At 61.4% G+C, this 25370-nt stretch carries 34 protein-coding genes; 19 read left to right on the forward strand and 15 right to left on the reverse strand.

Annotated features, from left to right (window positions below; all coding sequences use genetic code 11):
• Positions 1–15 precede the first annotated feature (15 nt).
• Complete coding sequence (locus tag CJ178_RS18110) at positions 16–387, reverse strand: DUF2255 family protein (RefSeq protein ID WP_095887296.1); 372 nt, start codon at positions 385–387, stop codon at positions 16–18.
• Between the two features lie 248 nt (positions 388–635).
• Between CJ178_RS18110 and CJ178_RS32820 the strand changes: the two genes are divergently transcribed.
• Both CJ178_RS32820 and CJ178_RS18120 read left to right on the forward strand, forming a co-directional pair.
• The gene (locus CJ178_RS32820; RefSeq protein WP_033233848.1) at positions 636–920 is read left to right on the forward strand and encodes an ArsR/SmtB family transcription factor; all 285 of its coding nucleotides are present in this window, start codon (positions 636–638) and stop codon (positions 918–920) included.
• A complete protein-coding gene (locus CJ178_RS18120) occupies positions 905–1300 on the forward strand; it encodes a VOC family protein (RefSeq protein ID WP_033233551.1) in 396 nt (131 codons plus the stop codon). Before CJ178_RS32820 ends, CJ178_RS18120 begins: the two co-directional genes overlap by 16 nt.
• Positions 1301–1335: 35 nt before the next feature.
• Here CJ178_RS18120 and CJ178_RS18125 read toward each other — a convergent pair whose 3' ends face one another.
• The 3 genes from CJ178_RS18125 to CJ178_RS18135 are packed head-to-tail and all read right to left on the reverse strand — an operon-like array spanning position 1336 to position 4574.
• A complete protein-coding gene (locus CJ178_RS18125) occupies positions 1336–1977 on the reverse strand; it encodes a SanA/YdcF family protein (RefSeq protein ID WP_045065340.1) in 642 nt (213 codons plus the stop codon).
• Positions 1977–3128 (reverse strand): alpha/beta hydrolase family protein, encoded by a 1152-nt coding sequence (locus tag CJ178_RS18130; RefSeq protein ID WP_033233552.1) that lies wholly within the window; start codon positions 3126–3128, stop codon positions 1977–1979. Before CJ178_RS18130 ends, CJ178_RS18125 begins: the two co-directional genes overlap by 1 nt.
• Before the next feature lie 33 nt (positions 3129–3161).
• Positions 3162–4574: an FUSC family protein gene (locus CJ178_RS18135; RefSeq protein ID WP_373557457.1), complete on the reverse strand. Its 1413-nt coding sequence runs from the start codon at positions 4572–4574 to the stop codon at positions 3162–3164.
• A 74-nt stretch (positions 4575–4648) separates the two neighbouring features.
• On the opposite strand from CJ178_RS18135, the gene CJ178_RS18140 reads away from it, so the two are divergent.
• A complete protein-coding gene (locus tag CJ178_RS18140) occupies positions 4649–5164 on the forward strand; it encodes a MarR family winged helix-turn-helix transcriptional regulator (protein ID WP_095887298.1) in 516 nt (171 codons plus the stop codon).
• A gap of 1 nt (position 5165) precedes the next feature.
• Here the strand turns inward: CJ178_RS18140 and CJ178_RS18145 are convergent, their stop codons facing one another.
• Positions 5166–5570 (reverse strand): PaaI family thioesterase, encoded by a 405-nt coding sequence (locus CJ178_RS18145; RefSeq protein WP_033233555.1) that lies wholly within the window; start codon positions 5568–5570, stop codon positions 5166–5168.
• 110 nt (positions 5571–5680) lie between these two features.
• Here CJ178_RS18145 and CJ178_RS18150 point away from each other — a divergent pair, with 110 nt between their 5' ends.
• Positions 5681–6121, forward strand: a complete 441-nt coding sequence (locus CJ178_RS18150) for a winged helix-turn-helix transcriptional regulator (protein ID WP_033233556.1) — start codon at positions 5681–5683, stop codon at positions 6119–6121.
• Here the strand turns inward: CJ178_RS18150 and CJ178_RS18155 are convergent.
• The 4 genes from CJ178_RS18155 to CJ178_RS18170 all read right to left on the reverse strand — a co-directional run bounded on the left by CJ178_RS18155 (position 6118) and on the right by CJ178_RS18170 (position 8173).
• Entirely contained in the window at positions 6118–6573 is a 456-nt protein-coding gene (locus tag CJ178_RS18155; protein WP_095887299.1) for a PPOX class F420-dependent oxidoreductase, read from the reverse strand. The genes CJ178_RS18150 and CJ178_RS18155 overlap by 4 nt on opposite strands.
• A gap of 27 nt (positions 6574–6600) precedes the next feature.
• Positions 6601–7095, reverse strand: a complete 495-nt coding sequence (locus tag CJ178_RS18160; RefSeq protein ID WP_095888031.1) for a hypothetical protein — start codon at positions 7093–7095, stop codon at positions 6601–6603.
• A gap of 61 nt (positions 7096–7156) precedes the next feature.
• Complete coding sequence (locus CJ178_RS18165; protein WP_095887300.1) at positions 7157–7972, reverse strand: DUF72 domain-containing protein; 816 nt, start codon at positions 7970–7972, stop codon at positions 7157–7159.
• A gap of 9 nt (positions 7973–7981) precedes the next feature.
• On the reverse strand, positions 7982–8173 hold the full coding sequence (locus tag CJ178_RS18170) for a hypothetical protein (protein ID WP_033233559.1): 192 nt from the start codon (positions 8171–8173) through the stop codon (positions 7982–7984).
• Between the two features lie 73 nt (positions 8174–8246).
• On the opposite strand from CJ178_RS18170, the gene CJ178_RS18175 reads away from it, so the two are divergent.
• From CJ178_RS18175 to CJ178_RS18190, 4 genes are all read left to right on the forward strand, one after another.
• Positions 8247–8570 carry a GYD domain-containing protein gene (locus CJ178_RS18175; RefSeq protein WP_033233560.1) on the forward strand — a complete coding sequence of 108 codons (324 nt, stop codon included), beginning with the start codon at positions 8247–8249 and terminating at the stop codon, positions 8568–8570.
• A gap of 29 nt (positions 8571–8599) precedes the next feature.
• Positions 8600–9448: an LLM class F420-dependent oxidoreductase gene (locus CJ178_RS18180; protein WP_095887301.1), complete on the forward strand. Its 849-nt coding sequence runs from the start codon at positions 8600–8602 to the stop codon at positions 9446–9448.
• A 69-nt stretch (positions 9449–9517) separates the two neighbouring features.
• Positions 9518–10267 carry an SDR family oxidoreductase gene (locus CJ178_RS18185; protein WP_095887302.1) on the forward strand — a complete coding sequence of 250 codons (750 nt, stop codon included), beginning with the start codon at positions 9518–9520 and terminating at the stop codon, positions 10265–10267.
• Between the two features lie 63 nt (positions 10268–10330).
• Positions 10331–10792 carry an RrF2 family transcriptional regulator gene (locus tag CJ178_RS18190; RefSeq protein ID WP_045065355.1) on the forward strand — a complete coding sequence of 154 codons (462 nt, stop codon included), beginning with the start codon at positions 10331–10333 and terminating at the stop codon, positions 10790–10792.
• Between the two features lie 6 nt (positions 10793–10798).
• On the opposite strand, the gene CJ178_RS18195 is transcribed toward CJ178_RS18190, so the two are convergent.
• Positions 10799–11683 carry a helix-turn-helix transcriptional regulator gene (locus CJ178_RS18195; RefSeq protein ID WP_033233564.1) on the reverse strand — a complete coding sequence of 295 codons (885 nt, stop codon included), beginning with the start codon at positions 11681–11683 and terminating at the stop codon, positions 10799–10801.
• Positions 11684–11819: 136 nt separating this feature from the next.
• Here CJ178_RS18195 and CJ178_RS18200 point away from each other — a divergent pair, with 136 nt between their 5' ends.
• The 5 genes from CJ178_RS18200 (at position 11820) to CJ178_RS18220 (ending at position 16290) form a co-directional block, all read left to right on the forward strand.
• Positions 11820–12857, forward strand: coding sequence for a zinc-dependent alcohol dehydrogenase family protein (locus CJ178_RS18200; RefSeq protein ID WP_095887303.1), 1038 nt, complete (start codon positions 11820–11822; stop codon positions 12855–12857).
• Between the two features lie 3 nt (positions 12858–12860).
• Entirely contained in the window at positions 12861–14330 is a 1470-nt protein-coding gene (locus CJ178_RS18205) for an MFS transporter (protein ID WP_095887304.1), read from the forward strand.
• Positions 14331–14339: 9 nt separating this feature from the next.
• On the forward strand, positions 14340–14753 hold the full coding sequence (locus CJ178_RS18210) for a (R)-mandelonitrile lyase (RefSeq protein ID WP_045065359.1): 414 nt from the start codon (positions 14340–14342) through the stop codon (positions 14751–14753).
• A 27-nt stretch (positions 14754–14780) separates the two neighbouring features.
• Positions 14781–15761: a quinone oxidoreductase family protein gene (locus CJ178_RS18215; RefSeq protein ID WP_095887305.1), complete on the forward strand. Its 981-nt coding sequence runs from the start codon at positions 14781–14783 to the stop codon at positions 15759–15761.
• A gap of 70 nt (positions 15762–15831) precedes the next feature.
• Positions 15832–16290, forward strand: coding sequence for a hypothetical protein (locus tag CJ178_RS18220; protein WP_045065361.1), 459 nt, complete (start codon positions 15832–15834; stop codon positions 16288–16290).
• Between the two features lie 5 nt (positions 16291–16295).
• Here CJ178_RS18220 and CJ178_RS18225 read toward each other — a convergent pair whose 3' ends face one another.
• A complete protein-coding gene (locus CJ178_RS18225; RefSeq protein WP_179300774.1) occupies positions 16296–16946 on the reverse strand; it encodes an alpha-ketoglutarate-dependent dioxygenase AlkB family protein in 651 nt (216 codons plus the stop codon).
• 94 nt (positions 16947–17040) lie between these two features.
• Here CJ178_RS18225 and CJ178_RS18230 point away from each other — a divergent pair, with 94 nt between their 5' ends.
• The 3 genes from CJ178_RS18230 to CJ178_RS18240 are packed head-to-tail and all read left to right on the forward strand — an operon-like array spanning position 17041 to position 18339.
• Positions 17041–17391, forward strand: coding sequence for an ArsR/SmtB family transcription factor (locus CJ178_RS18230; RefSeq protein WP_033233572.1), 351 nt, complete (start codon positions 17041–17043; stop codon positions 17389–17391).
• Positions 17388–17870: an SRPBCC family protein gene (locus CJ178_RS18235; RefSeq protein ID WP_033233574.1), complete on the forward strand. Its 483-nt coding sequence runs from the start codon at positions 17388–17390 to the stop codon at positions 17868–17870. The genes CJ178_RS18230 and CJ178_RS18235 overlap by 4 nt, the downstream gene beginning before the upstream one ends.
• A 40-nt stretch (positions 17871–17910) precedes the next feature.
• Positions 17911–18339 (forward strand): VOC family protein, encoded by a 429-nt coding sequence (locus CJ178_RS18240; RefSeq protein WP_095887306.1) that lies wholly within the window; start codon positions 17911–17913, stop codon positions 18337–18339.
• Here the strand turns inward: CJ178_RS18240 and CJ178_RS18245 are convergent.
• Both CJ178_RS18245 and CJ178_RS18250 read right to left on the reverse strand, forming a co-directional pair.
• Complete coding sequence (locus CJ178_RS18245; RefSeq protein WP_095887307.1) at positions 18302–18595, reverse strand: Ada metal-binding domain-containing protein; 294 nt, start codon at positions 18593–18595, stop codon at positions 18302–18304. The two genes, CJ178_RS18240 and CJ178_RS18245, sit on opposite strands and share 38 nt — an antisense overlap.
• Positions 18585–19304, reverse strand: coding sequence for a 2OG-Fe(II) oxygenase (locus tag CJ178_RS18250; protein WP_095887308.1), 720 nt, complete (start codon positions 19302–19304; stop codon positions 18585–18587). The genes CJ178_RS18245 and CJ178_RS18250 overlap by 11 nt, the downstream gene beginning before the upstream one ends.
• 206 nt (positions 19305–19510) lie before the next feature.
• Here CJ178_RS18250 and CJ178_RS18255 point away from each other — a divergent pair, with 206 nt between their 5' ends.
• The 3 genes from CJ178_RS18255 (at position 19511) to CJ178_RS18265 (ending at position 23883) form a co-directional block, all read left to right on the forward strand.
• Positions 19511–20848 (forward strand): ABC1 kinase family protein, encoded by a 1338-nt coding sequence (locus CJ178_RS18255; RefSeq protein ID WP_373557482.1) that lies wholly within the window; start codon positions 19511–19513, stop codon positions 20846–20848.
• A gap of 77 nt (positions 20849–20925) precedes the next feature.
• Positions 20926–22641, forward strand: a complete 1716-nt coding sequence (locus CJ178_RS18260; RefSeq protein ID WP_257013252.1) for a PucR family transcriptional regulator — start codon at positions 20926–20928, stop codon at positions 22639–22641.
• 126 nt (positions 22642–22767) lie between these two features.
• Positions 22768–23883: an NDMA-dependent alcohol dehydrogenase gene (locus CJ178_RS18265; RefSeq protein WP_033233577.1), complete on the forward strand. Its 1116-nt coding sequence runs from the start codon at positions 22768–22770 to the stop codon at positions 23881–23883.
• A gap of 59 nt (positions 23884–23942) precedes the next feature.
• Here the strand turns inward: CJ178_RS18265 and catC are convergent, their stop codons facing one another.
• Both catC and CJ178_RS18275 read right to left on the reverse strand, forming a co-directional pair.
• Complete coding sequence (catC, locus tag CJ178_RS18270; protein ID WP_045065374.1) at positions 23943–24224, reverse strand: muconolactone Delta-isomerase; 282 nt, start codon at positions 24222–24224, stop codon at positions 23943–23945.
• A gap of 14 nt (positions 24225–24238) precedes the next feature.
• A complete protein-coding gene (locus CJ178_RS18275) occupies positions 24239–25360 on the reverse strand; it encodes a muconate/chloromuconate family cycloisomerase (RefSeq protein WP_045065377.1) in 1122 nt (373 codons plus the stop codon).
• Positions 25361–25370 lie beyond the last annotated feature (10 nt).

The following is a 25370-nucleotide window of genomic DNA, read 5'->3' on the forward strand; positions in this document are numbered from 1 at the left end:
GCTGCCGTTTGCGTATCAGGCGGGAAAAACCTCGAGGGTGGCCGAACGGGGGCCACTTTCGACAAGGTGATCGACAATGCTCGGGTACTGGCGGTACTTCTTCCGGTAAGCACTGTCCACAAGCGGGAGGTCTGCGTCACCGGCCTCGACGAACTTCACCTCGTACGCGCTGCCGCCGGAAATAATCTGCCCGGTTCCGGTCGCGATCGCGCCCTTGAACCAGGCTGCCGGACGGCCGTTGGTAGATCGGATGAAGAGCCGGTCACCCTCGCCGACGATCCAGATGATCGTGGGACTTCTCAGCGAACCGTCGGCCCGCCTGGTCGCGACCTGCACTTCCTGAGGGTTCGCGATTGCCGCTACCTGCTCTTCGCTCCAGCCCGTCATTGCCCGTACCCCTTGCGTCGACGACATGTTCCTTCAGCCAACCCCAGATCTGCCACGGGCGCGAGGGCCAGGGGTTACCGGTAATGCCAGTGCCTCCTTCGAGGGAGTTCGGCAACCTGACACCCTTTGTGCGCAGCGAGCACCCCTTGCTGCATGCCACAACCGTTGTTCACTGTGCACAAACCGTGCTCACTCAACAGCTCTTGATATGCAAGCTCGGGCTTGCCTATAGTGGTGCCGTGGTCACCATCTACCGTGCTCTCGACGACGACACAAGGCGCATCATCCTCGACGAACTCGCGGCACATGACGGCCAGACTCTGTTCGAGATCTGTTCACTGCTCACGATGCGACACGGTCTGGGCTTCACGCGTCAGGCGATCTCTCAGCACCTCGGTGTACTCGAGTCGGCTGGACTGGTCGTGACCGAGCGGCGCGGACGCTCCAAATTCCACTACTTCAATCCCGAGCCACTTGCCGAAATCACCCGGCGGTGGCCCATCGAGACAGGAACACCATGCAAATCAAACTGACAAGCATCTTCGTCGACGACCAGCGAGCAGCACTCGCCTTCTACACCGATGTCCTGGGTTTCACGAAGCACCACGACATCCCACTGGGCGAGGATGCGTGGCTCACCGTCGTCTCGCCGGAGGCGCCGGACGGCCCGCAACTCCTGCTCGAGCCCGCGAAGCATCCGGCCGTGAAGCCGTATCGCGATGCTCTTGCCGAAGAAGGCATTCCACTCGCTCAGTTTGCCGTCGAGGACGTGGAGGCCGAGCATGCCCGTCTGACGGAAAAGGGTGTGGTGTTCACGCAGGCTCCGACGGATATCGGCACCGCCGTCATCGCTGTCTTCGACGATACGTGCGGCAACCTGATCCAGATCATCGCGGAGAAGCCTGCTCAGTAAGACTCCTGCTGTGCGCCTTTGTCGACCGCCCGCGGTTAATAAAGGCGCACAGCAGATTTGACCGAATCCTCCGGCGGACTCGTAACCTTGGCATCACGACCGGACAGCATGTCGATTGCCGCTTTCGGCTTGGCGAGAATCCACTCTCGGGCAGCATTTTTGACTAATGTCGTTGTTGCGCAACCGCAATCACTGTTCACGCCGTCCGCATCGATTCCGGCGTCACGGCACAACGCGACGGCGCGGGGAACATGGTAGCCCTGGGTGACAATCAACGCCTTCGACACACCATACGTATGTATTGCCCTCGAGCAGGTGTCATATGTGTCCAGGCCGTACGGGTCCCCGACGATACGACGCTCATCGATCCCCTGCTCGACCAGGTAATTTGTCATGGCCGCGATCTCGTCGCCCGAAGCCCCATTCGCGTCCCCGGACACCAGCACGGCGCTCGCTTTACCGTCCTCGACCAGTTGAACGGCCGCGTCGAGGCGCCCTTTCAGGAACGCCATCGGCTTGCCGTCCTTGATCTGAGCACCCAGAACGATTACCACCGGAGCCTCGGGCGCATCCGCGACGTCGAAGGTGTGCCCCTTCGCGGCAACGGAGATCCAGACGACGGACCCCACATAGGCAACGACGCCGAGTGCAACGAGACCCGCAATCCATCGCTTCACTAGCGGAAGAGATTCGCGACAAACGGAATCGTGTCGGCTTGCGATTCGATCAACGCGCCGCTGTGGTCGGTGTTGTACGCCTTGAAAGTCACGGGTTCACCATTCGCAACCAGAGCCGCGACGAGCGAAAGTGCCGACGGGGCAGGCACATCCACGTCCAGCAAGCCTTGGCCGATGAAAATGGGGCGGTCGTAACCGCTGGTCGGCACACCCATGTAGTCGTTCAGGAGACCGTAGAAGTTCGGGATTTCGTTCAGCGGGCGAGACAGCACATCGCCCAAAACGAGCTTCTTCGATGCATCTTCCAAGTCTGCGGCGCACAGTTTTTCGGCCAGATCGACCTGCTCGCGACCCAGCGGAGTCAGGTACGAGTTGACGTCGATTTCCGGGTGAGCTTCGCGCAGACCCGCCAGAATGTAGAGGGCGTACGAGGTCAAGCCTCCGCCGAGTGCAATGGGCGGAAATCCGGGACCGGCCGGCAGGAAGACCAGTTCGATGTTGGCCGGCACACCCGTCCCCACACCGCCGCGGTAGTCGAGGGAATCGCCGCCGTATTCGGTTGCGTATCGCGCGGTCGTGATTGCCGCGCCGCCACCTTGCGATTGTCCGACCACTGCCCAACGATTCGAGATCGAAGAATCGAGGGCGCGAGCGGCCTTCACGGAATCAACGACGCTGTGCGCCTCCACTTTTCCGTCGAGGTATGGCATGAGGCCCGGAGTTCCCAGCCCGACGTAATCGGTTGCGACCACAGCATAGCCTTCGGCGAGCCAGCGGCCCAGATACGGGTAGTCGCGTTCCGGGAGTCCTGGCCCGACCAAGGAAGGTGCGCAGGAGTCGTCGAGGCCGGTGGTTCCGTGCGCCCACGCGATGACGGGCCAGCCGCCTTCGGGGGCGGGGCCAGCTGGTACGTAGTACGCACCGCTACTGAGGGCAGGGCTGCCGTCGGAACCGATGGTCCAGTACGTGAATCGAGTAGCGTCGACGGTCCCCGGAATCCAGAGATCGCGCGGTAGCGGTTCGCTCGAGACAACGGTTCCGGTCGCAACCGAAACCCCAGGTGCCTCCGCAGACGCCATTGGCGCCAAGACCACCGAACTAATTGCCGCAGCACACAGCGCCGCAATAATCGACTTCGACTGAAAATTCACGTCCCGACAACCCCTCACTCCGATGCACTGGAGTCATCGTAGGACGTGGTTCCGATCGGCGCGGCTGATTGTCACCGCTGCGACGACTACGCCGATCACCACTCCGATGAGGGTGTCCGCCACTCGCGCGAGCGCCGCGCTGGTCTCGATGGGTGCACTGAGACCGATGAGCACCAGGGCCATCGGCGTCACGGCAACCGACGTCAACGCGTAATTCTTGACGACAAACAGCTCTGCCGCGGTCTGCAGAATCACCACTGCAACAACAGCCTGCCAATAGCCGAGCGTCAGGGCGATCAGAGCGGCAGCGATGATCGCTCCGCCGACGTTGCCGACAAGCCGTTGGATTCCGCGTTGAACGGTCTGCTTGTAGTTCAGCCCCTGCATTGCTGCCATCGCACCCATCGACGCCCAGAGCGGATGCTCGAGTCCGGCGCCCGCGGCAACCCATCCGGCCAATGCCGACGCCATGACAATACGAACGGCATTCATCACCACGGCGCGCGAGTACAGATGCCGTAGACCGGCGACGACGTAGTTCTCCGGCTCGGGCAATTCTGATACAGGCTCGAGCGAGTGCTCGATCATGCTGGAGCGCTTCATCTTACGAAGCTCATCCTCGTGCACTGCAATATTGCGAAGCAGCGACGGGTCGCCATGCTCGCTCCACAATCGCACTGCGGCATCCGCTTCGCCGAGCACCGCCATCAGTTCACGACCATGACCCAGCGTCGACTTGATCCGACTGCTCGACGCGATAACCGTCCGCGCATGGGCAATCGACGCCCGCGCAGTCGGGACTGAACCACCGGCCTCTAGCTTCCCGACGTTCGCAAGCGCGCGAGCGACAGCCAGACGTGCGGGGCCCATCGGCAGCACAAGCGCGGGAAGCATCGCCGCGGCCCATCCGATCAGTACACCTATCGTTCCGGCGACCACCAGCCGAACCAGATCCGCAAAGCTCGTGGCGAAGCCTGCTGCACCCGTCGCGGCAAAGACAAGAATCACCGGCCCTGGACCAGTGATGCGGAAGCCGGAGATGAAGCAGTAGGCGGCGCCGGCCGCCAACGAGAGAACACCGATCTGCGCCCAGACCGGCACACCGAACATCCCCAGAGCCGCACCAAATGCAATGAACGCAACCAACGCTGCGCCCACTATCGCGAGTTTGCCGGCCAACCGGGGGTATGGCTCGTATCGTCCGAACGCCGCACTCAGCGCGCCCAGCGCTGCAAATCCCGCCAGCTCTTCGTGCCCGAGCACACCACCCAAGATCAGGACTACCGCTGTTGCCAGACCGACCCGTATTGCCGGGGCAATTCCGGCGTCGGCGGAACCGAGCCGGAAAGCCGCCCGCCACGTCTGCGCTGAGACCGAATGCGCAATTGCTCCGCTCGAATGGCGGAGTCGGCTCGATGTCGTGGTGGGTGTCGGAGTAGGCGTCACTAATCCAGCATACAGTTATTTCACTAGTAAATTACTTGTGAAGTACTGTGAAATCAGTCGCTAAGATGTGTGCCATGGATCAGGCCAACAGTCCCGAAGACGACTTCATCGACAAAGTCCGTCGTGAATGGAATCGCGCCTACCCTGACATCGACACCTCGCCGGTCGAGGTGATGGGACGGATCACCCGCATCAGTTCGCAGTCCCTCCACCAACTTGATCGCGCCCTGGCTCCCAGCGGCGTCTCTCGCGCCGAATTCGACGTGATGAGCGCACTGGCCCGCAGTGATCGCCCACTTCGCGCCAGCGAGGTCACCGCAGTCACCATGTTCAGTGGCGCGGCCACTACCAAACATGCCGATCGACTGGCCAAGCTCGGACTGGTAGAGCGCCAAAGGTTCGAACGTGACGGACGCGTCGTACTTCTCCAATTGACCGAAGCCGGAAGAGCTTTGGTAGAAGCAGAGTTTCCGCGCCGGGTCGAACGCGACCGCCGGTTGCTATCGGGACTGAGCGAGGACGAGAAAGTGCAACTCACCGCACTCCTCAAGCGAATCTCGGTCAACATCGACGCCGGATTACCCGACTGAGCTACTTCGGCAGCGGAACGTTCTGCAAGCGAACCTGCCCACGCGCCACTTCTTTTCCCGTTTCCGGATCGGTGATGACAACCGACCACAACTGCTGAACGCGGCCCTGCTGAATCGGAAGTGCCACGACATCGACGCGTCCGCCGGTGCGGGCTCGCAAGAAGTCGGTTCCGTTGTGAACGCCAACGGCAAATTCTCCACGGTCCGCGACAGCGGTACTCGCACCGATACTTGCCGCCGATTCCACAGCCGTTGTGTAGACGCCGCCGTGCACCACACCCCACGGCGTGTGATGAGCGTCGGACAGATCGATATGTCCGACAACTTTGGTGCCGGACACCTCGTCGAGTTGTAATCCTGCGGCGCTCACAAAAGCGCTCGCTGCCTCGAGATCCACATCGGCCACGTCATGCTCCTTGTCTAGTCGGTTGGATTTCCCAACTCACAGTGCGGCATAGATTTGATGCCGTCAAGTGCTAAGTTGGATTTCGCAACCCACTGTCGATCGGAGTGAGCGTGACACCCAAAGGTCGTAACTGCTCCATCGCGAAGGCGTTGGACCTTGTGGGCGAGAAATGGTCGCTTCTGATCCTGCGTGAGATCGTCCTCGGGCAACGACGCTTCGACGCCATCGCGAGGGGCACCGGTGCCAGTCGGGATATTCTTGCCGCCCGGCTTCGGACGCTCGTCGACGCCGACGTGCTGACAAAACGCCTGTACGAGGACCATCCCCCACGCTACGAATACGTCGCCACCGAGTCAGGTAAAGCGTTGTATCCGATTCTGATGGCGATCATGGAATGGGGAGACACCTACGCGATCGACGGCCCACCCCCGACCGTTGTCGAACATCGGTGCGGCGAGCAACTGCACGCGCAAGTGGTGTGTTCGCATTGCAATGCACCGCTCGAGGCGCGGGACGCCACCGTCCTGCACCTCTCGCCGACAGCTCCCTAACGCTCCGGCGGAAACCCACCTGTTGCGATCGGTCCCCACGAATCGACGGTGACGCGGATCAGGCTCTTGCCCTGCTTGTGCATCGCTCGCCGGTACTCGTCCCAGTCGGGATGATCGCCGGCGATCGAGCGGTAGTAGTCGACCAGGGGCTCGACGGATTCCGGCAGGTCGATGAGCTCGGCCGTCCCGTTCACCTGCACGTACGGTCCGTTCCACTCGTCGGAGTGGATACACAACGACACCGTGGGAGTACGACGCACATTCACCGCTTTAGCCCGCTCCGGGTAGGTGGAGATGACGATGCGGCCTTCGTCGTCGACACCACACGTGACCGGCGAAATCTGGAGTTCGCCGGACTTGCGGACGGTCACGAGAGTGGCACGGTGGCGTGGTCTGATGAATTCGAGTAACTCGGCATGCGAAACCCGGTCTGCACTCGCAATTTTCGACATACAACCAGCCTAGGTGGGTTTACGCGCTCATGGCATCTCGATGGTCTGAGCGCGCGCGATCTCGCCGATCGCGGTAGTGATATACGTCGTCAGCGGTTTCTTGACAACCGCGGACAAGCTTCCGATCACAAGCGCAGCTGAACGCAGGTATGCACCGTGGCCGATCCGGAACGAGTCGTCTTCGAGATCGGTAATGCCGAGGGCGCCGGTGTACACGGCGGCGAGAGCCTGCACGTCGAGGTCGGGAAGCCACACGATGGTGGCCTTGGCGCAGGCAGTGAGCGCGTCTTGCACATCTTCGCTCGAGAGTCCGTCCGGGTGGGTGTCCTCGAGGAGTTCACGAACGATAGCCGCGTGCACCGATGTGACCTGCTCGAACGACAGCGTGCGCAGTTCATCGACCGCCTCGGTCAACGCATCGCGGTTGGCCGCTCGCACCGCGGCCAGCGCGTCTGCCGTGGCAGCGGCGATGTCGCGGGCAACCTTCGGCCACTCGGTGGGCCAACTCTGCTGGGGGTTCACGTTCGGTTCTCCTTGTTCGCGCTCGCGTGTGAGCTTGCCAGGTGGCACCGACAGCACACATTCAGGCGAAGCGGGCCAGAAATGCCATCGCGTTGTGGGGCGCAAAACCCTTCATGTCGTTGTCGAAGTACACAAACACGTCCAGTCCGTCGCTCATCCAGCCCTGAGCGCGTTCGGACCAACTGTCCAGGGCTTTGTCGGTGTAACCGCTTGCGTACAGTTCCTTGTCGCCATGCATGCGCACGTAGACAAAATCGCTGGTCGGCGTAGTGATCTGGGGGTACCTTCCCGCGGTATCGGCGACGACAAACCCGATGTCGTGCTCGCGCATCAGTTCCACCGCTTCCGGCACGGCAAAGCTGGCATGGCGCGCCTCCACCGCATAGCGGATCGGGAGTTCGATCTCTGCGTGCGCCAATACCCTGTCTTCGGTCAGCTTGTCGTCATGGTGGGCGGCCAGTTCGGCAGCCTGCGTCGTCGTACGCGGAAGCAGTTCGAAGAAGCTCGCCAACCGTTCGGGCTCGAACTGCAAGGTGGGCGGCAACTGCCAGAAGATCGGCCCGAGTTTCGGACCCAGCGCAAGCACACCCGCCGCAAAGAAGTTCGCCAGCCCTGTCTGTGTGTCGAGCAGCCGCTTCATGTGCGTGATGTACCGACCGCCCTTGAGGGCAAACACAAAGTCGTCCGGTGTTTCACTGCGCCACTTCGCGAAACTCTCCGGTTTCTGAAGCGCGTAGAACGAGCCGTTGATTTCGATCGAAGTCAATTTCTCTGCGGCATAGGATAATTCCTTGCGATGCGCAAGGCCGCTCGGATAGAAGTCTCCACGCCAGGCGGGATACGTCCACCCTGAGATACCTACTCGGATATCTGCCACCAGTTCAGACTAGACGCCCGATACCCCGGCACTGAGCGCAACGGACACCGGCACGACGGTCAGGCACACCACTGCTGCGACAAACAACCCGATGACGAGCCGACGATCCCACTTTCCGCGGGCGCCGCTTGCCGCAAGCATGAAGATCACAAAACCCACACAGACAGACACGATCGTCACGATCACCGGAGTACCAACCATGGGTTGATTGTCCCCTACCACTTTGTGGGTATACCCCTCGGAGGTGAATACCCCTGCCGAGCAAGGAGTCGAAATGCCGAAATACCTCTGGCAAGTGACGTACACACCAACCGGGGCCGCCGGCCTTCAGAAGGAAGGTGGCACCGCCCGCCGCGATGCAATAACCCACATGGTCGAAAGTGTCGGTGGCACAGTCGAATCCTGCCACTTTGCACTCGGCAGTCATGACATGTTTGTCATCGGCAGCCTTCCCGACGCCGTTGCCGCCGCGGCATTGAGCATTCGCACCACCGCCGAGGGAGCGGCTCGATCCGAATCCGTCACCCTGCTCACGCCGGAGGAAATCGACGAAGCAGTCAATCGCCCCACCGACTACCGTGCGCCCGGTACGGAATAGATCCAGGTCACACTCGGGTTACCACCACCATGACTGAACCGACGCAGACACCTGACCTGGGCACCTACGGAATCTGGCGAGGAGCCGCCGGATTGACACCGGATCTGGGTGCGGCAATCGAGAAACTCGGGTTCGGCACCATCTGGATCGGGGGTTCACCGCGAGCGGACCTTCTGGTGGCCGAGAAGCTACTCGACGCAACGGAACGCATCACCGTGGCGACCGGGATCGTCAACGTCTGGTCGTCTCCCGCTGCTGAAGTTGCCGAGTCGTACCACCGACTCGAAGCCAAGCACCCCGGACGGTTCCTCCTCGGAATCGGCATCGGACATCCCGAAGCCACCGGCGATTACTCGAAGCCGTACGCCACCTTGGTGTCCTACCTGGATGAACTCGACGCGGCTCAGGTTCCGGAATCTCGTCGCGTCCTCGCCGCTCTCGGCCCCAAGGTATTGAAGCTGTCGGCTGATCGCGCTGCCGGTGCGCATCCTTATCTGACAACTCCCGAACACACTGCCGAAGCACGCGAGATTCTCGGACCGTCGAAAATTCTTGCGCCGGAACACAAAGTTGTATTAGAGACCGATCCAGGCAAGGCGCGGGCAATCGGTCGTCCGGCTGTCGCCAATCCATATCTGCACCTACGTAACTACACGACCAATCTCGAACGACTCGGCTTTGCACCCGACGAAATTGCGAACGACGGAAACGATCGTGTCATCGACGCGCTGGTGGCCTACGGAACCGCCCGTTCCATCGCGGACAGGTTGCGTGAACATATTGCGGCCGGGGCCGACCACGTTGCGATCCAGGCGCTTCCGGCCGATGGTGATCCAATTGCGACGTACGAGGCATTGGCCGCAGAACTGTTCCGGTAACTCTTGACTTGGATAAGTCGTGTCCGAGTATACTTGGACACGACTTATCCAAGTAAAAAGGAGACAGGCATGAAGATCGTCATTTTCGGGAGCGGGCTCATCGGAAGTCAGGTCGCGTCGAAGCTCGGCGACGCCGGGCACGACGTGAAGGCACTCGGCCGTGCGGACGGTATCGACACCACCACGGGCGAAGGCCTCTTCGAAGCCGTGACCGGTGCAGATGTGGTCGTTGATCTTACAAATTCCCCTTCGTGGTCGGACGACGACGTCATGGCCTTCTTCCGCGACGGAACTGGCCATATCCTCGCGGCGGAGGAGAAGGCGGGCGTCGGGCACCACGTCATCCTGTCCATCGTGGGTGCCGATCGACTGTCTGATTCCGGGTACATGCGAGCCAAGGTCGCCCAGGAAGACCTGGTCAAGGCCGGCCCGATCCCCTACTCGATCGTCCGCTCGACCCAGTTCTTCGAGTTCATCGCCGGAATTGCCGATGCCGGGACCGTGGACGGCACAGTCCATGCACCGCCGGCGCATCTTCAGCCGATCGCGTCGCGGGACGTCGCATCTCACGTCGCCGAGGTTGTGACCGGCCCGCCGTTGAACGGGACGGTCGAGATCGCCGGACCCGAACCGCTGGGTATCGACGAATTGGTACGGCGCCTGTTCTCCGTCACCGGGGACGACCGCTCGGTGACGCCCGATCCGGAGGCCGGCTACTTCGGCGCGAAACTCGACAGTGCCGCGCTCACACCGACTCCCGGCGCGAACGCCTGGATTGCGCCGACAACACTGGACGAGTGGTTGGCCTCGAAGGCCTGAAAAAAGACAACACCACCGATGTCCGCCCCAAACCGGTTTCCACGGCGTCGATAGAGTTCTGGCATGAAGCTTTCCGGAGGAGTGGAGTGGTCGCTCCATTGCTGTGTGGTCCTCAGCCAGGCGCAAGGCCCGGTCCCCACGGCCAGACTCGCCGAACTGCACGGGGTGTCGAAGACATACCTGGCAAAACATCTGCGCGCCCTGGCGCAGGCCGGTCTTGTCAATCCGACTGAGGGCCGCGACGGTGGATACGTCCTGACCCGGCCACCCGAAGACATCACAGTTCTCGACGTCGTTCAGGCCGTCGACGGTAAGGAACCTGCCTTCCGGTGCACGGAGATTCGGCAACAAGGGATCCTCGCCGCGCCACCGGAGCAGTGCCTCGCCCCGTGCGGTATCGCCAAGGTTATGGCCGACGCCGAAAAGGTATGGCGTGCTTCGCTGTCGGGAGTCACCATTGCAGATCTTGCGGCAACTCTCGATCTCCCCGCTCTCAAGAAAGTTCTGGCGGCACCGTCGAACTGAGTGCTCCTACAGGGAAGATTCCTTGTCGTTGGCGGGATCCAACTGATCCTGGGTAGCCGCCCAACTCGCCAAGACTTTGAGCGCATCTGCCGTCGGAGTACCCGGCGCCGCGGTGTAGACCAGCAGCGTCAGCCCGGGGTTGGACGGAAGTTCCATCGCCTCGAAGTTCAGCTCGAGGTCTCCGACAACGGGATGATGCACCTTCTTGAAACCTGTTCGATGAAAGCGCACATTGTGTTTCGCCCATCGCGTGCGGAATATCTCACTGCGCGTGGCTAATTCACCGATCAGTTCGGTCAGCGCCTTGTCGTGCGGGTTCTTCCCCGCCTCAGATCGGAGCATTGCCGCAATATCATCGGCGGCACGTTCCCAGTCGGTGAAAAATTCCTGCGAAGCCGGGTCGAGGTACACAAACCGTGCATTGTTCGCGGGACGACGTGGATCCGCCAATACCGGCGAATACAGCGCCCGGGCCATGCGATTGGCGGCCAACATATCGTGCCGGGCGTTGCGAACCCACGCCGGGGCGTCGGTGATGGCGTCGAGTATCTGCTGAATGGCCGGACTGACACCTTTGGGTGCTGATCGGCGCTTCGGCGGAGCCGACGCACTTGCGGTCTTCGCCAGATCGAACAGGTGATCCTGCTCGGCCTCGTCGAGTTGAAGTGCCCGGGAAAGACTTTCGAGTACCGAGTCCGATGCTCCGGCCAGATTGCCGCGTTCCATTCGCACGTAGTAGTCGATGCTGACACCCGCCAGCAAGGCAACTTCTTCGCGGCGCAATCCTTTGACCCGACGGTTTCCGCCGTACGCCGGTAGTCCCGCCTGCTCGGGAGTGATACGTGCACGGCGGGAGCTGAGGAACTCGCGGATCTCGGCTCGGTTGTCCATGCCGATTACGTTACTCGAGTCGTCGAACCGCAGGGAGGTACTGCCGGTACCTGGAACGACAGGAACTCCCGCCAGGGTGATGCGGACGGTTCACTGGGTATCGACACCGCGAACCGAACAACCAAGAGGATTCATCATGCGCGCAACCATCATGTACAGCGCCGGAGACGTTCGCGTCGAGAACGTGCCAGACCCGGCACTGCAACAGCCGACCGACGCCCTGGTACGCATCGTTCGAGCATGTGTCTGCGGATCCGACCTGCATCCGTACCACGACATGCCTGCCACACCGGGCGGCACTCCGATGGGCCACGAATTTGTCGGGGTCGTCGAAGAGGTCGGCGGCGACGTAGCCACGCTGAAGAAGGGTGACTTTGTCATCGCTCCGTTCGCGTGGTCCGACGGAACCTGCGAGTTCTGCCGCGAAGGGCTGCAGACGTCGTGCCGCCACGGCGGTTTCTGGGCAGGAAACGGCATCGGTGGCGCACAGGCCGAGGCCATCCGCGTGCCGTTTGCCGACGGCACCCTGGTCAAAGCACCCGTCAGCGAAGACTCGGAACTGCTCCCTTCACTTCTCACCCTGTCCGACGTCCTGGGCACCGGCTACCACGCTGCCGTCAAGGGTCGTGTGAACGAACGCACCTCGGTCACCGTCATCGGCGACGGCGCAGTCGGCCTCATGGCGGTTCTCTCCGCCAAACGACTTGGCGCCGAGCGGATCATCCTCATGGGCCGCCACAAGTCGCGCACCGATCTGGGCATCGAGTTCGGAGCAACCGATATCGTCGCCGAGCGCGGCGACGAGGGCATCGCCAAGGTCCGCGAACTGACCGACGGTGACGGCACCCATGTTGTGCTCGAAGCAGTGGGCCACATGCCCGCCTACGAGCAGGCGATCGGCGTTGTCCGACCAGGCGGAGTCATCAGCCGCGTCGGTGTACCTCAGTACGAGGTAGCGCCCGTCGGTTTCGGCAGCCTGTTCGGACCCAACGTCACACTCACCGGTGGCCCGGCTCCCGTGCGCGCGTACATCGAGGAGCTCATGCCAGACGTGCTCGACGGAAAGATCCAGCCGGGCAAGGTTTTCGACCGCACAGTCAACCTCGACGAGGTACCGGACGCCTACCGCGCGATGGACACTCGTGAGGCACTCAAAGTTCTTGTTCGGCCGTAACCCATGACCACCGTCGACACTCTCCGGATCGGTCGCGTCAATTCCACCGCGATCCTGGCGATCATTCTGATCAGCTATTTCATGATCCTGCTCGACAACTCCATCATCTTCACCGGGCTGCCAAGCATCGCAGCCGAGATGAGGTATTCGGCGACCGGTTTGTCATGGGTGCAGGACGCGTACACCCTCGTATTCGGCGGACTGCTCCTCCTCGGCGCGAGACTCGGCGACATCTTCGGGCGTCGCCGCATCTTTGTCGCCGGGTTGGCGATCTTCGCGGCCGCGTCGTTCCTGGTCGGGGTTGCTCCCAATGGTTGGTGGCTCATCGCGGCCCGCGCCTTCCAAGGCGTCGGCGCCGCGGTGGTCGCGCCGGCGTCACTGTCACTGCTGACGGCAAGCTTCCCGCCGGGGCGCGAACGGACACGCGCGGTTGCCTGGTACGGCGCAGCCGCCGGAATAGGCGCGAGTCTCGGCCTCGTGATCGGCGGCGCCCTTGCCGATTGGGTTTCCTGGCGCGCAGGATTTTTCATCAACGTCCCGATCGGCATCGCGATGATCGTTCTGGCACCGCAGTTCATTCCCGAAACAAAGCCGAGCACAGGACGTTTCGATGTAGCCGGCGCCGTCTACGCCACACTCGGGATGGGCGCATTGGTCTTCGGCATAGTCAACTCCGCCGAAGCCGGCTGGGCATCACCGACCACCTTCCTGACGCTGACCCTCGGTGCGGTTCTCCTGGCTCTGCTGATTCGCAATGAATCGCGCGCGGAGCAACCCATCATGCCGCTTCGACTCTTCCGCTCTCGCGAACGATCCGGTGCCTACGCCGCCCGCATGCTGTATCTCGGCGCCATGATCGGATTCTTCTACTTCACCACTCAACTTCTGCAGGGCGCAATGGGTTTCAGCGCTTTCCAAGCCGGTGTGGCCTTCTTCCCGATGACTGTCGTCAATTTTGCAGTTGCACTGCTGATTCCGCGATTGACCCCTCGATTCGGGAATGCTCCGTTGCTCGCCGCGGGTGTGGCACTCACATTGGTAGGTATGACGTGGCTCAGCTTCGTGCATTCGGGCAGCACTTATCTGAGCGGCGTTGCACTACCGATGATCTTGATCGGCGCAGGCCAAGGTCTCGCGTTTGCGCCGCTCACCGCTGCCGGAATCGCCGGGGTGAAGGCCGACGACGCCGGAGCCGCGTCCGGACTGGTCAACACAGCACACCAACTGGGTAGCGCACTGGGACTCGGCATTCTCGTCGCGATCTCAGCCGGGGCCGGATCCGCTGCGGAATCCCCGAAAGAAGCACTCACCGAGCATGTCTCGACTGCACTGACCGCAGGTGCCGGCCTCCTTGCCGGTTGCCTCGTCATAGTTCTTGTCTTCATCGTGCCGCCAACGGGTAAACGAAAAACAGGTCGAAGAAGTGCGAGTTTGCAGAGACAGTCAATCGAACATCGTTCATCCACAACATAAGGAATTCCCATGGAGATTCTGAAGCAACCGCCCACGAGCAAAGCTCCCGCAGACTGGTTCACCGGCGACGTCTGGTGGGACGTCATCTACTCAGGCCAGGAACCGTCACGCATGCGCGCCAACATGGTTCGCTTTGCGCCGTGCTCACGCACAGACTGGCACTCCCACGCGCTGGGGCAGACCTTGCACATCGTGTCCGGCACCGCCCTGATTCAGGCTCGCGGCGGCGAGATCATCGAGGCCCAGCCCGGCGACACCGTCTACACACCACCCGGCGAAGAACATTGGCACGGTGCGGCACCCGACCACTTCATGACCCACCTCGCATTGTGGGAAGGCCCCAGCGACGGCAGCACGGAAACCACGTGGGGCGACAAGGTCACCGACGAGGAATACAACGCCCCTCGTAGCAATCGCCGATGAAGTCCGAATATCAAGGAGCGCAACATCGTGACTGAGACCATGACTGCACTGTTCGGTGGGCAGGGCCCGGACTGGGTGGCCCGCGAAGTTCCCGTTCCCGAGCCTGGCCCCGGACAGGTTCTTGTGCGCACTCATGCCGTCGCACTGAACAACGCCGATCCGCAGATGCTCGCTGAGTTCGACACACCGGGCTCCGACAACGCGTACGTCGCCGGATACGAATTTGCCGGTGACATAGCAGCACTCGGCCCCGGTACCCACAACCTCACAGTGGGCGATCGTGTCATGGGAACTGCGCCGAGCAGTTTCGCACAGTTCGTCCTCGCGGATTACCGGCACGTCATAGCCATGCCCGACAACCTGGAATACAACGAAACCACAGCCCTGCCGACCGCACTACTCACCGAACACGGGGCTCTGATGCTCGCCGGCTACACGCCGGGACAGACGGTACTCATCACAGCGGCCACGTCAGGCATCGGCCTGCTGGGAGTTCAGATCGCGAAGGCGCTGGGCGCAGCCGCCGTCATCGGCACCACACGATCTGCGGACAAGGAAGACGTATTGATCAAAGCCGGCGCAGACACCGTTGTCGTCACGACGAATCGAAATCTCACGGACGCCGTACTCGAAGCAACAGAAGGTCGAGGAGTCGATGTCGTACTCGACCACGCCGGCGGGCAGACTCTAGCCGCCTGCTTACCCGCCACCCGAGACGGCGGGCACCTCGTCAATATCGGACGCCTCGACGCCGCGCAGTCCACGATCGACCTGGACGCGCTCTCCTACCGCCATCTTCACCTGCATGGAGCATCATTCGGCTTCGGTCGAGCAGAAGAACTCGGGAACGTGATTGCTGCTCTCGCCGACGAGGTCATGCCTGCTGTCGCCGACGGTCGGATACGTCCCGTCATCGACAGCATCTATCCCTTCGCGGAAGCGGCCGACGCGGCACACCGCATGCGTAGCGGCAATACCGTCGGAAAGATCGTGATGCCGATGCCCTGATCGATCTGTGCGTCACACCCCAACAGGATGAATGGTTCGTTTTCGGTCTGACTCATGGCACGCTGATCCCATGGAGCCTCTCGAACCGATGCGGCCGGTGAGCGTTCACGCGCCGATTCAGACGTCGACCCCGAGATGGAAATCTGCGGCGGCCATGCTGGGAACGATGTGCGTCTTTGCGTATGCCCTGCTCTCGACTAGAACCGGAGCCGGCCCTGTTGTGATGGGAGTTGCCGTCGGCGTTGTCGGCATAGTCCTCTATGCCATGTCGATATCGCGCACTCTCAGAGAGAACTCGGGCAAACGCATACCGATGTGGGGCGCCCCTCCGGTGTCTCCGCGCGAGATGGACCTGCTTGCCGGAGTCGGTATGCCGTTGTTTGCAGCCGGCACCTTGACTGCACTCCGGGCGTCGGGAATGAATTGGTCATTTCTCTTCCTCGGGCTGTGCGTGATGGTGTCAGTTCTCGCTTTGATACTTCCTGCCCTCATCCATAATTCACGCGTGAAACGGGCACTGTCAGCCTGAGAACTTCACCGCATTCCGGTATCCCGAAGCGTGATGTTCAACCGGCCGGACATCAATCCGCTGTCCGGATATGCGCTTCCTGCAATTACTTTCGGGACTCCGTGATAAGCGAAGCGTGAGGCACCGCCGAACACGAAAAGATCGCCGGACTGAAGTTCGATGTCGGTGTACGGCTTATTGCGATTCTCAGTGTTCCCGAACCGAAAGACACAACTCTGGCCGATGCTCAGGGACACGACGGGCGCGTCGCAGCGCTCGTCCTTGTCCTGATGCATTCCCATCCGGGCGCCGTCGTCGTAGAAGTTGATCAGCGCCGTGTCGGGGGTGTAGATCTCACCTGAATCTCCGTATGCCACTCGCACAGCTTTGCGCCCCAACTCGATCAGCCACTCGGGTAGTGCGGCTACAGCCGCACCGTTCACGTCGTCGGCCGTGCGCGTGTATTTGTACGGCTGCCAATGCCAGCCGAGGCACACGGTTTGAACGGACATCTTGTGTCCACCGGGGACCACCGCCGAGCGCATCGGGACCGGGGCGGTTGCCCACCGTCGGCATTCGCTCACAAGCATGCCTTGCTGGTCTACGCCGAGCCAATCGGGAACGTGAACAGCTCCCGGCGCTACCACCATCCGCGGGCGCGGGATCAGGGCGTTCATGATTTCCAGGCTAGTAGGCGATGAAGCATTGACACTCTTCACCTCGACTCGTATCGTAATCAACAGATTGGTTGATAAAGGAGTTGGTTGATAAGTGATCGTGGACCCCGGGGCTGATGATCGTCTCGACAAAGCATTCATGGCACTTGCCGACCCGGTACGACGACGGATCATCGCCCGCCTGAGCACCGGACCCCAAACGGTTAACGAGCTGGCCGAGCCGTTCGAAATCACGAAACAAGCTGTCTCCAAACATATTCAGGTACTCGAGGCAGCGGGGTTGGTCACTCGCAGCCGTGACGCCCAGAGGCGCCCGGTGCACCTGAATGCCGCAGCACTCGAGGCTTTGACAGCCTGGATCGACCGCTATCGACTGGTCCACGAACAACAGTTCCGAAACCTTGATCACCTACTGCACACCACACAGAAGGAGACACAGCCATGAGCACCACCAATCCCGTCACGATCACGGCGCCCGAGGGCGTTCCGTTCATCGACATCACACGCGAATTCGACGCACCCGTGAGTGCCGTGTTCGCGGCTCACTCTGATCCCGAACTGGTCAAGCAATGGCTCGGCCCCAACGGGTACGAGATGGACATCGAGGAATACGACTTTGTCAGCGGCGGTCGATACAAGTACATCCACCGCGATCCAGAGGGTGGCGAGTACAAGTTCAACGGCGTTTTCCACGTTGTTCGTAAGAACGAATTTGCCATCCAGACCTTCGAATACGAGGGCTTTCCCGATGTGGTCAGCATCGAATCCATGACGTTCGAAGATCTGGGCAACGGGCGCACCCGCCTCTCCGGCCACTCCGTATATCCGAGCCTCGAGGCGCGCGACGGCATGATCGAGAGCAATATGGAACGCGGCGTCGTCGAAGGTTACGAGCGCCTGGACAAGATCGTCGCACAGTCCTGATCACCTGTTTGCCCGATTACTCACTGCGAAAGGCACTCTCATGGATTGGACGCTTGAAGTTGTCATAGTTCCGGTCAGCGATCTGGGGCGTTCCATTGCGTTCTATCGCGATCAGGTCGGATTCAATCTCGATCACCACACCGTGAACGAGCACATGACGGTCGCTCAGCTCACGCCACGTGGATCGGGTTGTTCCATCGTCATCGGCAACCTGCCGTCACAAACCGAGATGCCTCCCGGCTCGTTGAAGGGCCTGCAATTGGTTGTGTCCGACGCGGCAGCGGCCAGGCAGGAGCTCATCGACCGGGGCGTCGACGCCAGCGAGGTCACGGTTTTCGACGAGCGTGACGGCGGCACCTTCTTCGGGTTCTCCGATCCTGACGGCAACACCTGGGCGGTTCAGCAACTGAAGGTTCGCGGCGAAAAGCCACTCATTCCGAAGGAGTACCAGGACCGCTTCGGCCAGTAGAAGCAGCCTTCCACACTGCATAGTCCGCGGGCATGCAGACAGCGCAGGGTCGATAGCCGGCCGCAATCGCGGTCGGCTCGTCGGCGAAGAACACCCGACTGGCGACATAACCGCCACGCGCGATTGCCCGCGCAGCCCCTCTGCAGTCGAGTCGACCGTAGATCTTCGTTTTCCGGTGTCCACCAAGCACTCCGGGTGCCTGACTGTCGTACGGCTTGTTGTCGGCATCACGGAGGATGTACGACTTATTCGGCATCATGAAGCACCAATCCCAAGGTTCGACGCGCCCCTGACTTCACGACGCTGACACCATGACGCACAGGCGCTCTGGACCAACCGCGCGCGCTGGGAACCGGCCTGTCCCTGGTGGTGAATATCAGGGCATGTCCTTGCTCGAGCACTATGACGGTTCCCTTGGACTGGGCGCGCGGCCGCTGCTCCACGATCATGAATTCACCGCCCGTGTAATCGATGTGCGGCTTGTCCAGCCCGATCACCACTTGCATCGGAAATACCAACTCGCCGTACAGGTCCCGGTGCAGCGCATTCCAGTCACCAGGGCCGTAGGACAGCAGAATCGGCGTCGGACGCTGTTGGCCGCCGTCATGGCACAACTCGATCCATTCGTCGAAGGTATCCGGCCAGGGCGCGTGATCCCCCACGTTGAAAGCCCACTCACGCGCAACAGGCAGAAGCTGCCGGTAGAAGGCGGCTCGCATGACCGTGATCGGGTCCGGCACCGGATCATGAAAGTATCGGTACTCCCCTTGCCCGAATCGGTACCGCGCCATGTCGATCGTGCTCCGAAATCGGCCCACCTCCGCGTACCAGGACGCAATTTCCTTGCATTCCGACTCATCGAGCAACGGTCCCGTCTGCGCACACCCGCTCGTGTTGATTCCCTCGATCAGCGCAGGCCAATCGAGGGAATCAACACGAGCGGGCAAATCGGTGAACTGGTCCATACGAAGTAGACGATGCTGCGCGCAGAAACGTGAGAACGGCCCCTGCTGTACGTAGGCTGAGGCATTGCCCGCATTCGACAAGTTAGTGTGACTCGACATACTGACTAAAGTCGAACGTTGAACAAGGGAGAGCCGTGCCGGACCACACACGACGTCCAGTCGGTCCCTACTCTTCAGGGGTGCCCGTAGGCGCTCTCGACGTACGTATGCCTGACCTGGAACGATTCGGCCTCCCTCAGCTGTGGCGATCGGCAGTCATCGCGGTGGTGTTGTCCACGTCGATCATGCTTGCCCTGATCGTGTGGCCGTTCCGCAGACGCGGACGCACCATCGCGGACGCGGCTTCCGACGGCTTGGTGGACGGCTTCATCACCCTCGGCCCGACGTTCGTGAAGCTCGGTCAACTGGTTGCGTCGTCGTCGGGTATTTTCCCGGCACCACTGGCGAATGCGTGCCTTCGGTGCCTTGACGACGTGCCACCTTTCCCAGCGCAGCAGGCTCGCAGCGTCGTGGAAGCCGACCTCGGATACTCGATCTCCGAACTGTTCGCGACGTTCGACGATCAACCGCTGGCGGCTGCATCGGTGGCACAAGTGCATGCGTGCGTCCTGCACGACGGACGTGAAGCCGTCATCAAAATTCAGCGGCCGGGTATTTACGCCCGCATGCTCATCGATCTCCGGGCCGCATATCGAGGCGCGAGAATTCTGGAGAAGTTCGTCGAATTCCTACGGATAGCCAACGCCACGGCCATTATCCGCGACCTGCACACTGCCACGATGACGGAACTGAACAGTGCCGTCGAAGCCGATCGGCAAACAACGTTCCGGAACAACATCGGCGCTTTCGGCGACAACACGGGCGTGACGACGCCCGAGGTGTACTGGGATTACTGCGGGCCTCGAGTGATCTGCATGGAGCGAATGCGGGGTGTCCCTCTCGATCGTTTTGTCGCGAGTCCGGACGGCGTCGACGAAGCCCGGATGCTGATTCGGCGAGGCGTGAAGGTTTGGCTCGAATCCGTCATTGTTCACGGGCCATTTCACGGTGATGTTCACGCTGGAAATCTCTGGGTCCTCGATGACGGTCGAATCGCGATGCTCGATTTCGGAATTGTCGGAATTCTCCCCGAAACGTGGCGAACAATTCTCACCGACATGTTTCGCGCGACATTGATCGACGGAGACTTCGCCCGTGTCGCGCGCGGTATCCGCGCCTTGGGATACGCCACCGACTACGAGGTGGACGACGACCAACTCGGTCTGCAGGTAGCCACGGCATTAGCGCCAATTCTGGGCCGAGACCTGGGAGAACTCAAGTTGAGTGAACTCATCATGGCGCTGATCCAGCTAGGCAGACAGTGGGGTGTGGCCAGCCCCGAGGAATTGGTTCTGTTCGGCAAGCAGCTCGGCTATTTCGAGCGATATGCCACCGCGCTCGCACCGGGCTGGGTTATCGGTCAGGACCTTTACCTTTTCAAGAATATGTTTCCCGACGACGTCACGGCCAAGGCGCACAATTTGGGAATCACCCTTCCGGAATAAATCTGCCTAACTTAACTACTACGACAATCCAGGCGCGGGGATTAATCTGTTACAACCCCCTGCGCAAGGAGCACGCCGTGCAAACAGCACCCGCCACCATTGCCGAGAAGAAGTCCGCAGAGAACCAAATCAGCGGATCGACCCCTGCCACCACTATCGGCACGCTCATCTCGTCATTCGACAGTTCAATCATCGAATTACTCGTCAGTCCGGGTGGGCTCGACGTCGAGATTCGATCAATGGCACTCCTCGAAGACTCCGACATCGACGGCACGGAACCCGCGGGCGCACTGTCCGACGTGTATCTGCCGGTCGGAGTTCCGATTGATTCGGTGATCAAGTGGCTGGTCGCGTCGGAGCGCAAGCCGAAGCTGATGCTCGTCAAGAATGCCGTCAACGAAAGCGCATTGCGGGCGGCTGCGGAAAAGTCGGGAATCGCGCTCGCGTCCGTTCACCCGCAGGCCAGCTCCGGTCATATCTACTCGCTGATACAGCAGTTGCTCATCAAGAACACCTACCGCCGTCGTGCAACCGCTCCGGGTTCTGGGCTTGACCCCACTGGCGATTCCGACTTGTTCGCGCTCTCCGAGACAGTCGCAGAACTGACCGGCGGTTTGGTCACGATCAACGACAATGCCCAGCACATCCTTGCCCATTCCACCGGACACGAGAATGAGGACGAATTACACCAACGGTCGGTGCTCGGCCGCGAATGGCCGAGTGGCTACAGCGAATGGCTGCAGAAGCGAGGCACATTCGAACATCTACGACGCTCGGACGAGGTCATCGACATCCCGGCCGCACCGGAGTTCGGCGCCGCACACCGGCTGGCCGTCAGCATTCGGCGCCGCGGCACAAGCGTCGCTACCTCCGGCGTGCACCAGCAGCATCTCGGAACCATCTGGGTCCAGACTGCGGGAACACCACTTCACGACGGTTCCGACGAGGTGCTTCGCGGCGCAGCAGAAGTGGCCTCGCGCATCGTGATCCGGATACTCGACGCGTCCCGCCGGGAGAGCGCCCAGATCCAGCGACTGTTCGGCGCCCTTGGCGGCGGAGTCGATATCACTTCCTTGGCGGATTCACTCTCACTATCCCTCGACGGACCGGCCGCGGTGGTGGGATTTGCGACCACCGAGCAGACGCCGGCCGAGTTGCGACGGATGACGAACTCACTGCGCCTGCACGCCAGCGCTTTCCGACGTGACGCCGTCACCACGGCGATAGTCGACCGGATATACGTGCTCTTCCCTCTTGCAGAAGGCGAATCGCTGATCAGCGACTGGGCCTCCGACACAGTTCACTACCTGGAGAGTTCGACGGACATCGTCGCGCGGGCTGCGGTCGCAGTGATGATTCCCCGGCTGTCCGGGGTGCCAGAGGCCCGCAGAGAAGTCGACCGGGTACTCGACGCTCCCGGCGACACGCCCTCCCGCGTCACAACTCTGGCTGCCTCCCGCACCGCAGTGCTACTCGGCGAAATCCTCGACCTGATCGGGGACAACGACCGACTGCGCGATCCCCGGGTGGATCGCTTGTTGTCTTACGACGACAAGAACTCGTCGGACATGCAATTCACACTCACGAGCTACCTCGCTGCGTTCGGTGATGTGAAAAAAGCTGCGGCCCTGCTGAAAGTGCACCCCAACACGTTGCGGTACCGCGTCCGTCGCGCTGAGCAGATCATGGGAATCTCGCTCGACGAACCGGACACACGACTACTGACAGAGCTTCAACTAGCACTTGTCAGCCGGGAACCGTCCGAACCCGAACGGCTGACACCCACCCTCTGACGCCCCCCTCTGAACCACTCCCGCAACCGCGCTCCGTCCGATCAACGAGACACGTCACGTACCGCGCACCACTTGCGCGGTACATAACACTCGTCAATGAATCGAACGTCTAACTCAGGAGCACCCTTGAGAACTCGCGGAGCCGTCATCCGTCAAGCGCCCGGCAAGTACGAAGTCGTCGACCTCGAACTCGATTCACCTCGCACCAATGAACTGACCGTCAAAATGGTTGCCTCCGGCCTGTGCCATTCCGACGACCACATCGCCAGCGGCGATCACGCAGTGGGCCGCTACCCCATCTGCGGTGGCCACGAAGGTGCAGGCGTTGTGGTCGAGGTCGGCCCGAACACCGAGGGATGGACAGAAGGCGACCACGTCATCTTCTCCTTCCTTGCCGCCTGTGGCCGATGCCGTTGGTGTGCAAGCGGAATTCAGAACCTGTGCGACAACGGCGCAGCAATCATGACGGGTGGTCGTCCCGGCGACGCCGAAAGCTACCGCATGTCGTTGGACGGCGAACCGGTTTCACAGACCTGCGGCCTCTCCACCTTCAGCGAATACACCACGGTCAGCACACTCTCCGCAGTCAAGGTGGACAAGCACCTTCCGCTCGAGACGCTGTGCCTGCTGGGCTGCGGCGTCGGCACCGGTTGGGGTGCAGCCGTCAACTCCGCCCAGGTGTACCCGGGCCAGACCGTGATCGTCATGGGCGTCGGCGGCATCGGAATCAATGCAGTTCAAGGCGCCGCGCACGCCGGCGCCGCGCACATCATTGCGGTGGACCCCGTCGAATTCAAGCGCACGAGCTCCCTGAAATTCGGTGCCACACACGCAGTGTCCACGATGGAAGAAGCAACCGATATCGCTCGGTCCTTCACCAACGGCCAGGGCGCCGACTCCGCGATCGTCACGGTCGGCGTGACCACTGGAGACCATGTGGCACAGGCTTTCTCGTCGATTCGCAAGGCCGGTACCTGCGTGGTCACCGGACTGGGCAAGATGACGGACATCGGAATTCCGGTGAGCCTGATGGAACTCACGCTGTACCAGAAGAGAATTCAGGGATCGCTCTTCGGCGCCTCCAACCCGACTGCCGACATCCCGTGGATGATCGATCTCTACACGAGCGGAAAGCTCAACCTCGACGGGTTGATCACCAACCGCTACTCCCTCGATCAGATCAACGACGGCTTTGCCGACATGCATTCCGGCCGGAACCTCCGCGGCGTTATCAACTTCTAGCACACGCTGTCTGGACTCGACCTCAGGTCGAGTCCAGACAGAACTCGCAGCATGACCGGCTACTTGATCGAGGATCCGTGTTGCGTCAACGGCATGACTTCGATGCTCATGTACGGGAACAAGGGGAGATTCCAGAGAATCTCGTGCAGTTCGTCAGCCGACTCGACGTCGAAGATACTGATGTTGCTGAACTGACCCACGATTCGCCACAAATGCACCCACTTGCCCTGGCGCTGAAGGTCTTGCGAGTACGCCTTCTCCGTGGCTACGGTCTCCGCGCGCACCACCGGGTCCAGATCGCGTGGAATGTCGACGTCCATCCGTACGTGAAACAGTGCCATGTTCTTCTTGTCCTCTAGTTCCTGGTCCAGGTTTTGACGGCGTCCATGTTCAGTTCGACTCCCAGGCCAGGCCCGGAGGGAAGGTGCAACTGACCTTCGGAATACTTCAGGGGTTCCTGGAGCAATTCCTCACTGAAAAGCAACGGTCCGAAAAGCTCTGTTCCGAAGTTGATTCCGGGCTCGGCGCAGGCGAAGTGCAATGAAGCCGCTGTACCGATCGGCCCTTCGATGGACGTCGCACCGTGGCACGCGATACCCGCAGCCTTGGCAATCGCGACGACCTCGCGGCTACGCTGCAACCCACCGCACTTGGTGGTCTTGAGCGCGATGACGTCGGCAGCGCTGCGACGTGCGATTTCCAGAGCGTCGTGCGGCGTCTGCACGCTCTCGTCGGCCATGATCGGAATCGGTAACAACCTACTGAGTTCTGCGAGGACCTCGATTTGGTCTGCTGGAGTGGGCTGTTCGATCAACTCGACGCCGCCCTCGGCGAGTTGCGGCAGGTACCGCAGCGCAGTGAAGCGATCCCACCGCGCGTTGACGTCGACGCGGACACCGGCATGACCGTCGAGCGCCTGCGCGATCTCGACGATGCGCGCAACATCGACGGCAGGATCAAGTGCGCCCATCTTGAGTTTGAAGCTGAAATTGAGTCGGGCTTCGAGCTTTTCGTGAGCTTCCTCGATGATCTCTGCCGCCGGCGCCGCACCCAGTGCCCATGTGACGTCGACGCTTTCGCGGAAGGCCCCGCCGAGCAGCGTGTGCACCGGCACACCCAGGCTGCGAGCCCAGGCATCGTGCAACGCCACGTCGACGGCAGCCTTCGCGAATCGCGCATTGGCAACAACCTTCTCGATGTCGGCCATGATCGCAGTGATCTGATCGACGCGCCGGCCGACAACTACGGGCGCTATGTACTTCTCGATGATGACCTGCATCGTCTCCACCGATTCGCCGCCCCACCACGGACCGCCCGGAACGACACCTTCGCCGTAACCGATCACTCCGTCGGACGTGCGGATCGCGACCAGCAGCAACGGCTGCGCCGTCATCGACGTCGTGGCGAACTTGTGGGGGCGTACGAGGGGAACGTCGAGGATGGTCGTCTCGATGGAGACGATCGACAGGTCTGTCATCAAATCACTT

Source organism: Rhodococcus sp. ACPA4 (assembly GCF_002300185.1).
GTDB classification, from domain to species: domain Bacteria; phylum Actinomycetota; class Actinomycetes; order Mycobacteriales; family Mycobacteriaceae; genus Rhodococcus_F; species Rhodococcus_F globerula.

Bases quoted from the DNA above. Each gene is read 5' to 3' on its own strand.
- CJ178_RS18180 (WP_095887301.1), top strand. From the start codon at position 8,600: ATGACTGAACCGACGCAGACACCTGACCTGGGCACCTACGGAATCTGG.
- CJ178_RS18250 (WP_095887308.1), bottom strand. From the start codon at position 19,304: ATGGACCAGTTCACCGATTTGCCCGCTCGTGTTGATTCCCTCGATTGG.
- CJ178_RS18155 (WP_095887299.1), bottom strand. From the start codon at position 6,573: ATGTCGAAAATTGCGAGTGCAGACCGGGTTTCGCATGCCGAGTTACTC.
- CJ178_RS18225 (WP_179300774.1), bottom strand. From the start codon at position 16,946: ATGAACGCCCTGATCCCGCGCCCGCGGATGGTGGTAGCGCCGGGAGCT.
- catC (WP_045065374.1), bottom strand. From the start codon at position 24,224: ATGGCACTGTTTCACGTACGGATGGACGTCGACATTCCACGCGATCTG.
- CJ178_RS18120 (WP_033233551.1), top strand. From the start codon at position 905: ATGCAAATCAAACTGACAAGCATCTTCGTCGACGACCAGCGAGCAGCA.
- CJ178_RS18275 (WP_045065377.1), bottom strand. From the start codon at position 25,360: ATGACAGACCTGTCGATCGTCTCCATCGAGACGACCATCCTCGACGTT.
- CJ178_RS18140 (WP_095887298.1), top strand. From the start codon at position 4,649: ATGGATCAGGCCAACAGTCCCGAAGACGACTTCATCGACAAAGTCCGT.
- CJ178_RS18190 (WP_045065355.1), top strand. From the start codon at position 10,331: ATGAAGCTTTCCGGAGGAGTGGAGTGGTCGCTCCATTGCTGTGTGGTC.
- CJ178_RS18185 (WP_095887302.1), top strand. From the start codon at position 9,518: ATGAAGATCGTCATTTTCGGGAGCGGGCTCATCGGAAGTCAGGTCGCG.
- CJ178_RS18255 (WP_373557482.1), top strand. From the start codon at position 19,511: ATGCCTGACCTGGAACGATTCGGCCTCCCTCAGCTGTGGCGATCGGCA.
- CJ178_RS18170 (WP_033233559.1), bottom strand. From the start codon at position 8,173: ATGGTTGGTACTCCGGTGATCGTGACGATCGTGTCTGTCTGTGTGGGT.
- CJ178_RS18200 (WP_095887303.1), top strand. From the start codon at position 11,820: ATGCGCGCAACCATCATGTACAGCGCCGGAGACGTTCGCGTCGAGAAC.
- CJ178_RS18245 (WP_095887307.1), bottom strand. From the start codon at position 18,595: ATGCCGAATAAGTCGTACATCCTCCGTGATGCCGACAACAAGCCGTAC.
- CJ178_RS18195 (WP_033233564.1), bottom strand. From the start codon at position 11,683: ATGGACAACCGAGCCGAGATCCGCGAGTTCCTCAGCTCCCGCCGTGCA.
- CJ178_RS18240 (WP_095887306.1), top strand. From the start codon at position 17,911: ATGGATTGGACGCTTGAAGTTGTCATAGTTCCGGTCAGCGATCTGGGG.
- CJ178_RS18175 (WP_033233560.1), top strand. From the start codon at position 8,247: ATGCCGAAATACCTCTGGCAAGTGACGTACACACCAACCGGGGCCGCC.
- CJ178_RS18110 (WP_095887296.1), bottom strand. From the start codon at position 387: ATGACGGGCTGGAGCGAAGAGCAGGTAGCGGCAATCGCGAACCCTCAG.
- CJ178_RS18205 (WP_095887304.1), top strand. From the start codon at position 12,861: ATGACCACCGTCGACACTCTCCGGATCGGTCGCGTCAATTCCACCGCG.
- CJ178_RS18235 (WP_033233574.1), top strand. From the start codon at position 17,388: ATGAGCACCACCAATCCCGTCACGATCACGGCGCCCGAGGGCGTTCCG.
- CJ178_RS18210 (WP_045065359.1), top strand. From the start codon at position 14,340: ATGGAGATTCTGAAGCAACCGCCCACGAGCAAAGCTCCCGCAGACTGG.
- CJ178_RS18220 (WP_045065361.1), top strand. From the start codon at position 15,832: ATGGAGCCTCTCGAACCGATGCGGCCGGTGAGCGTTCACGCGCCGATT.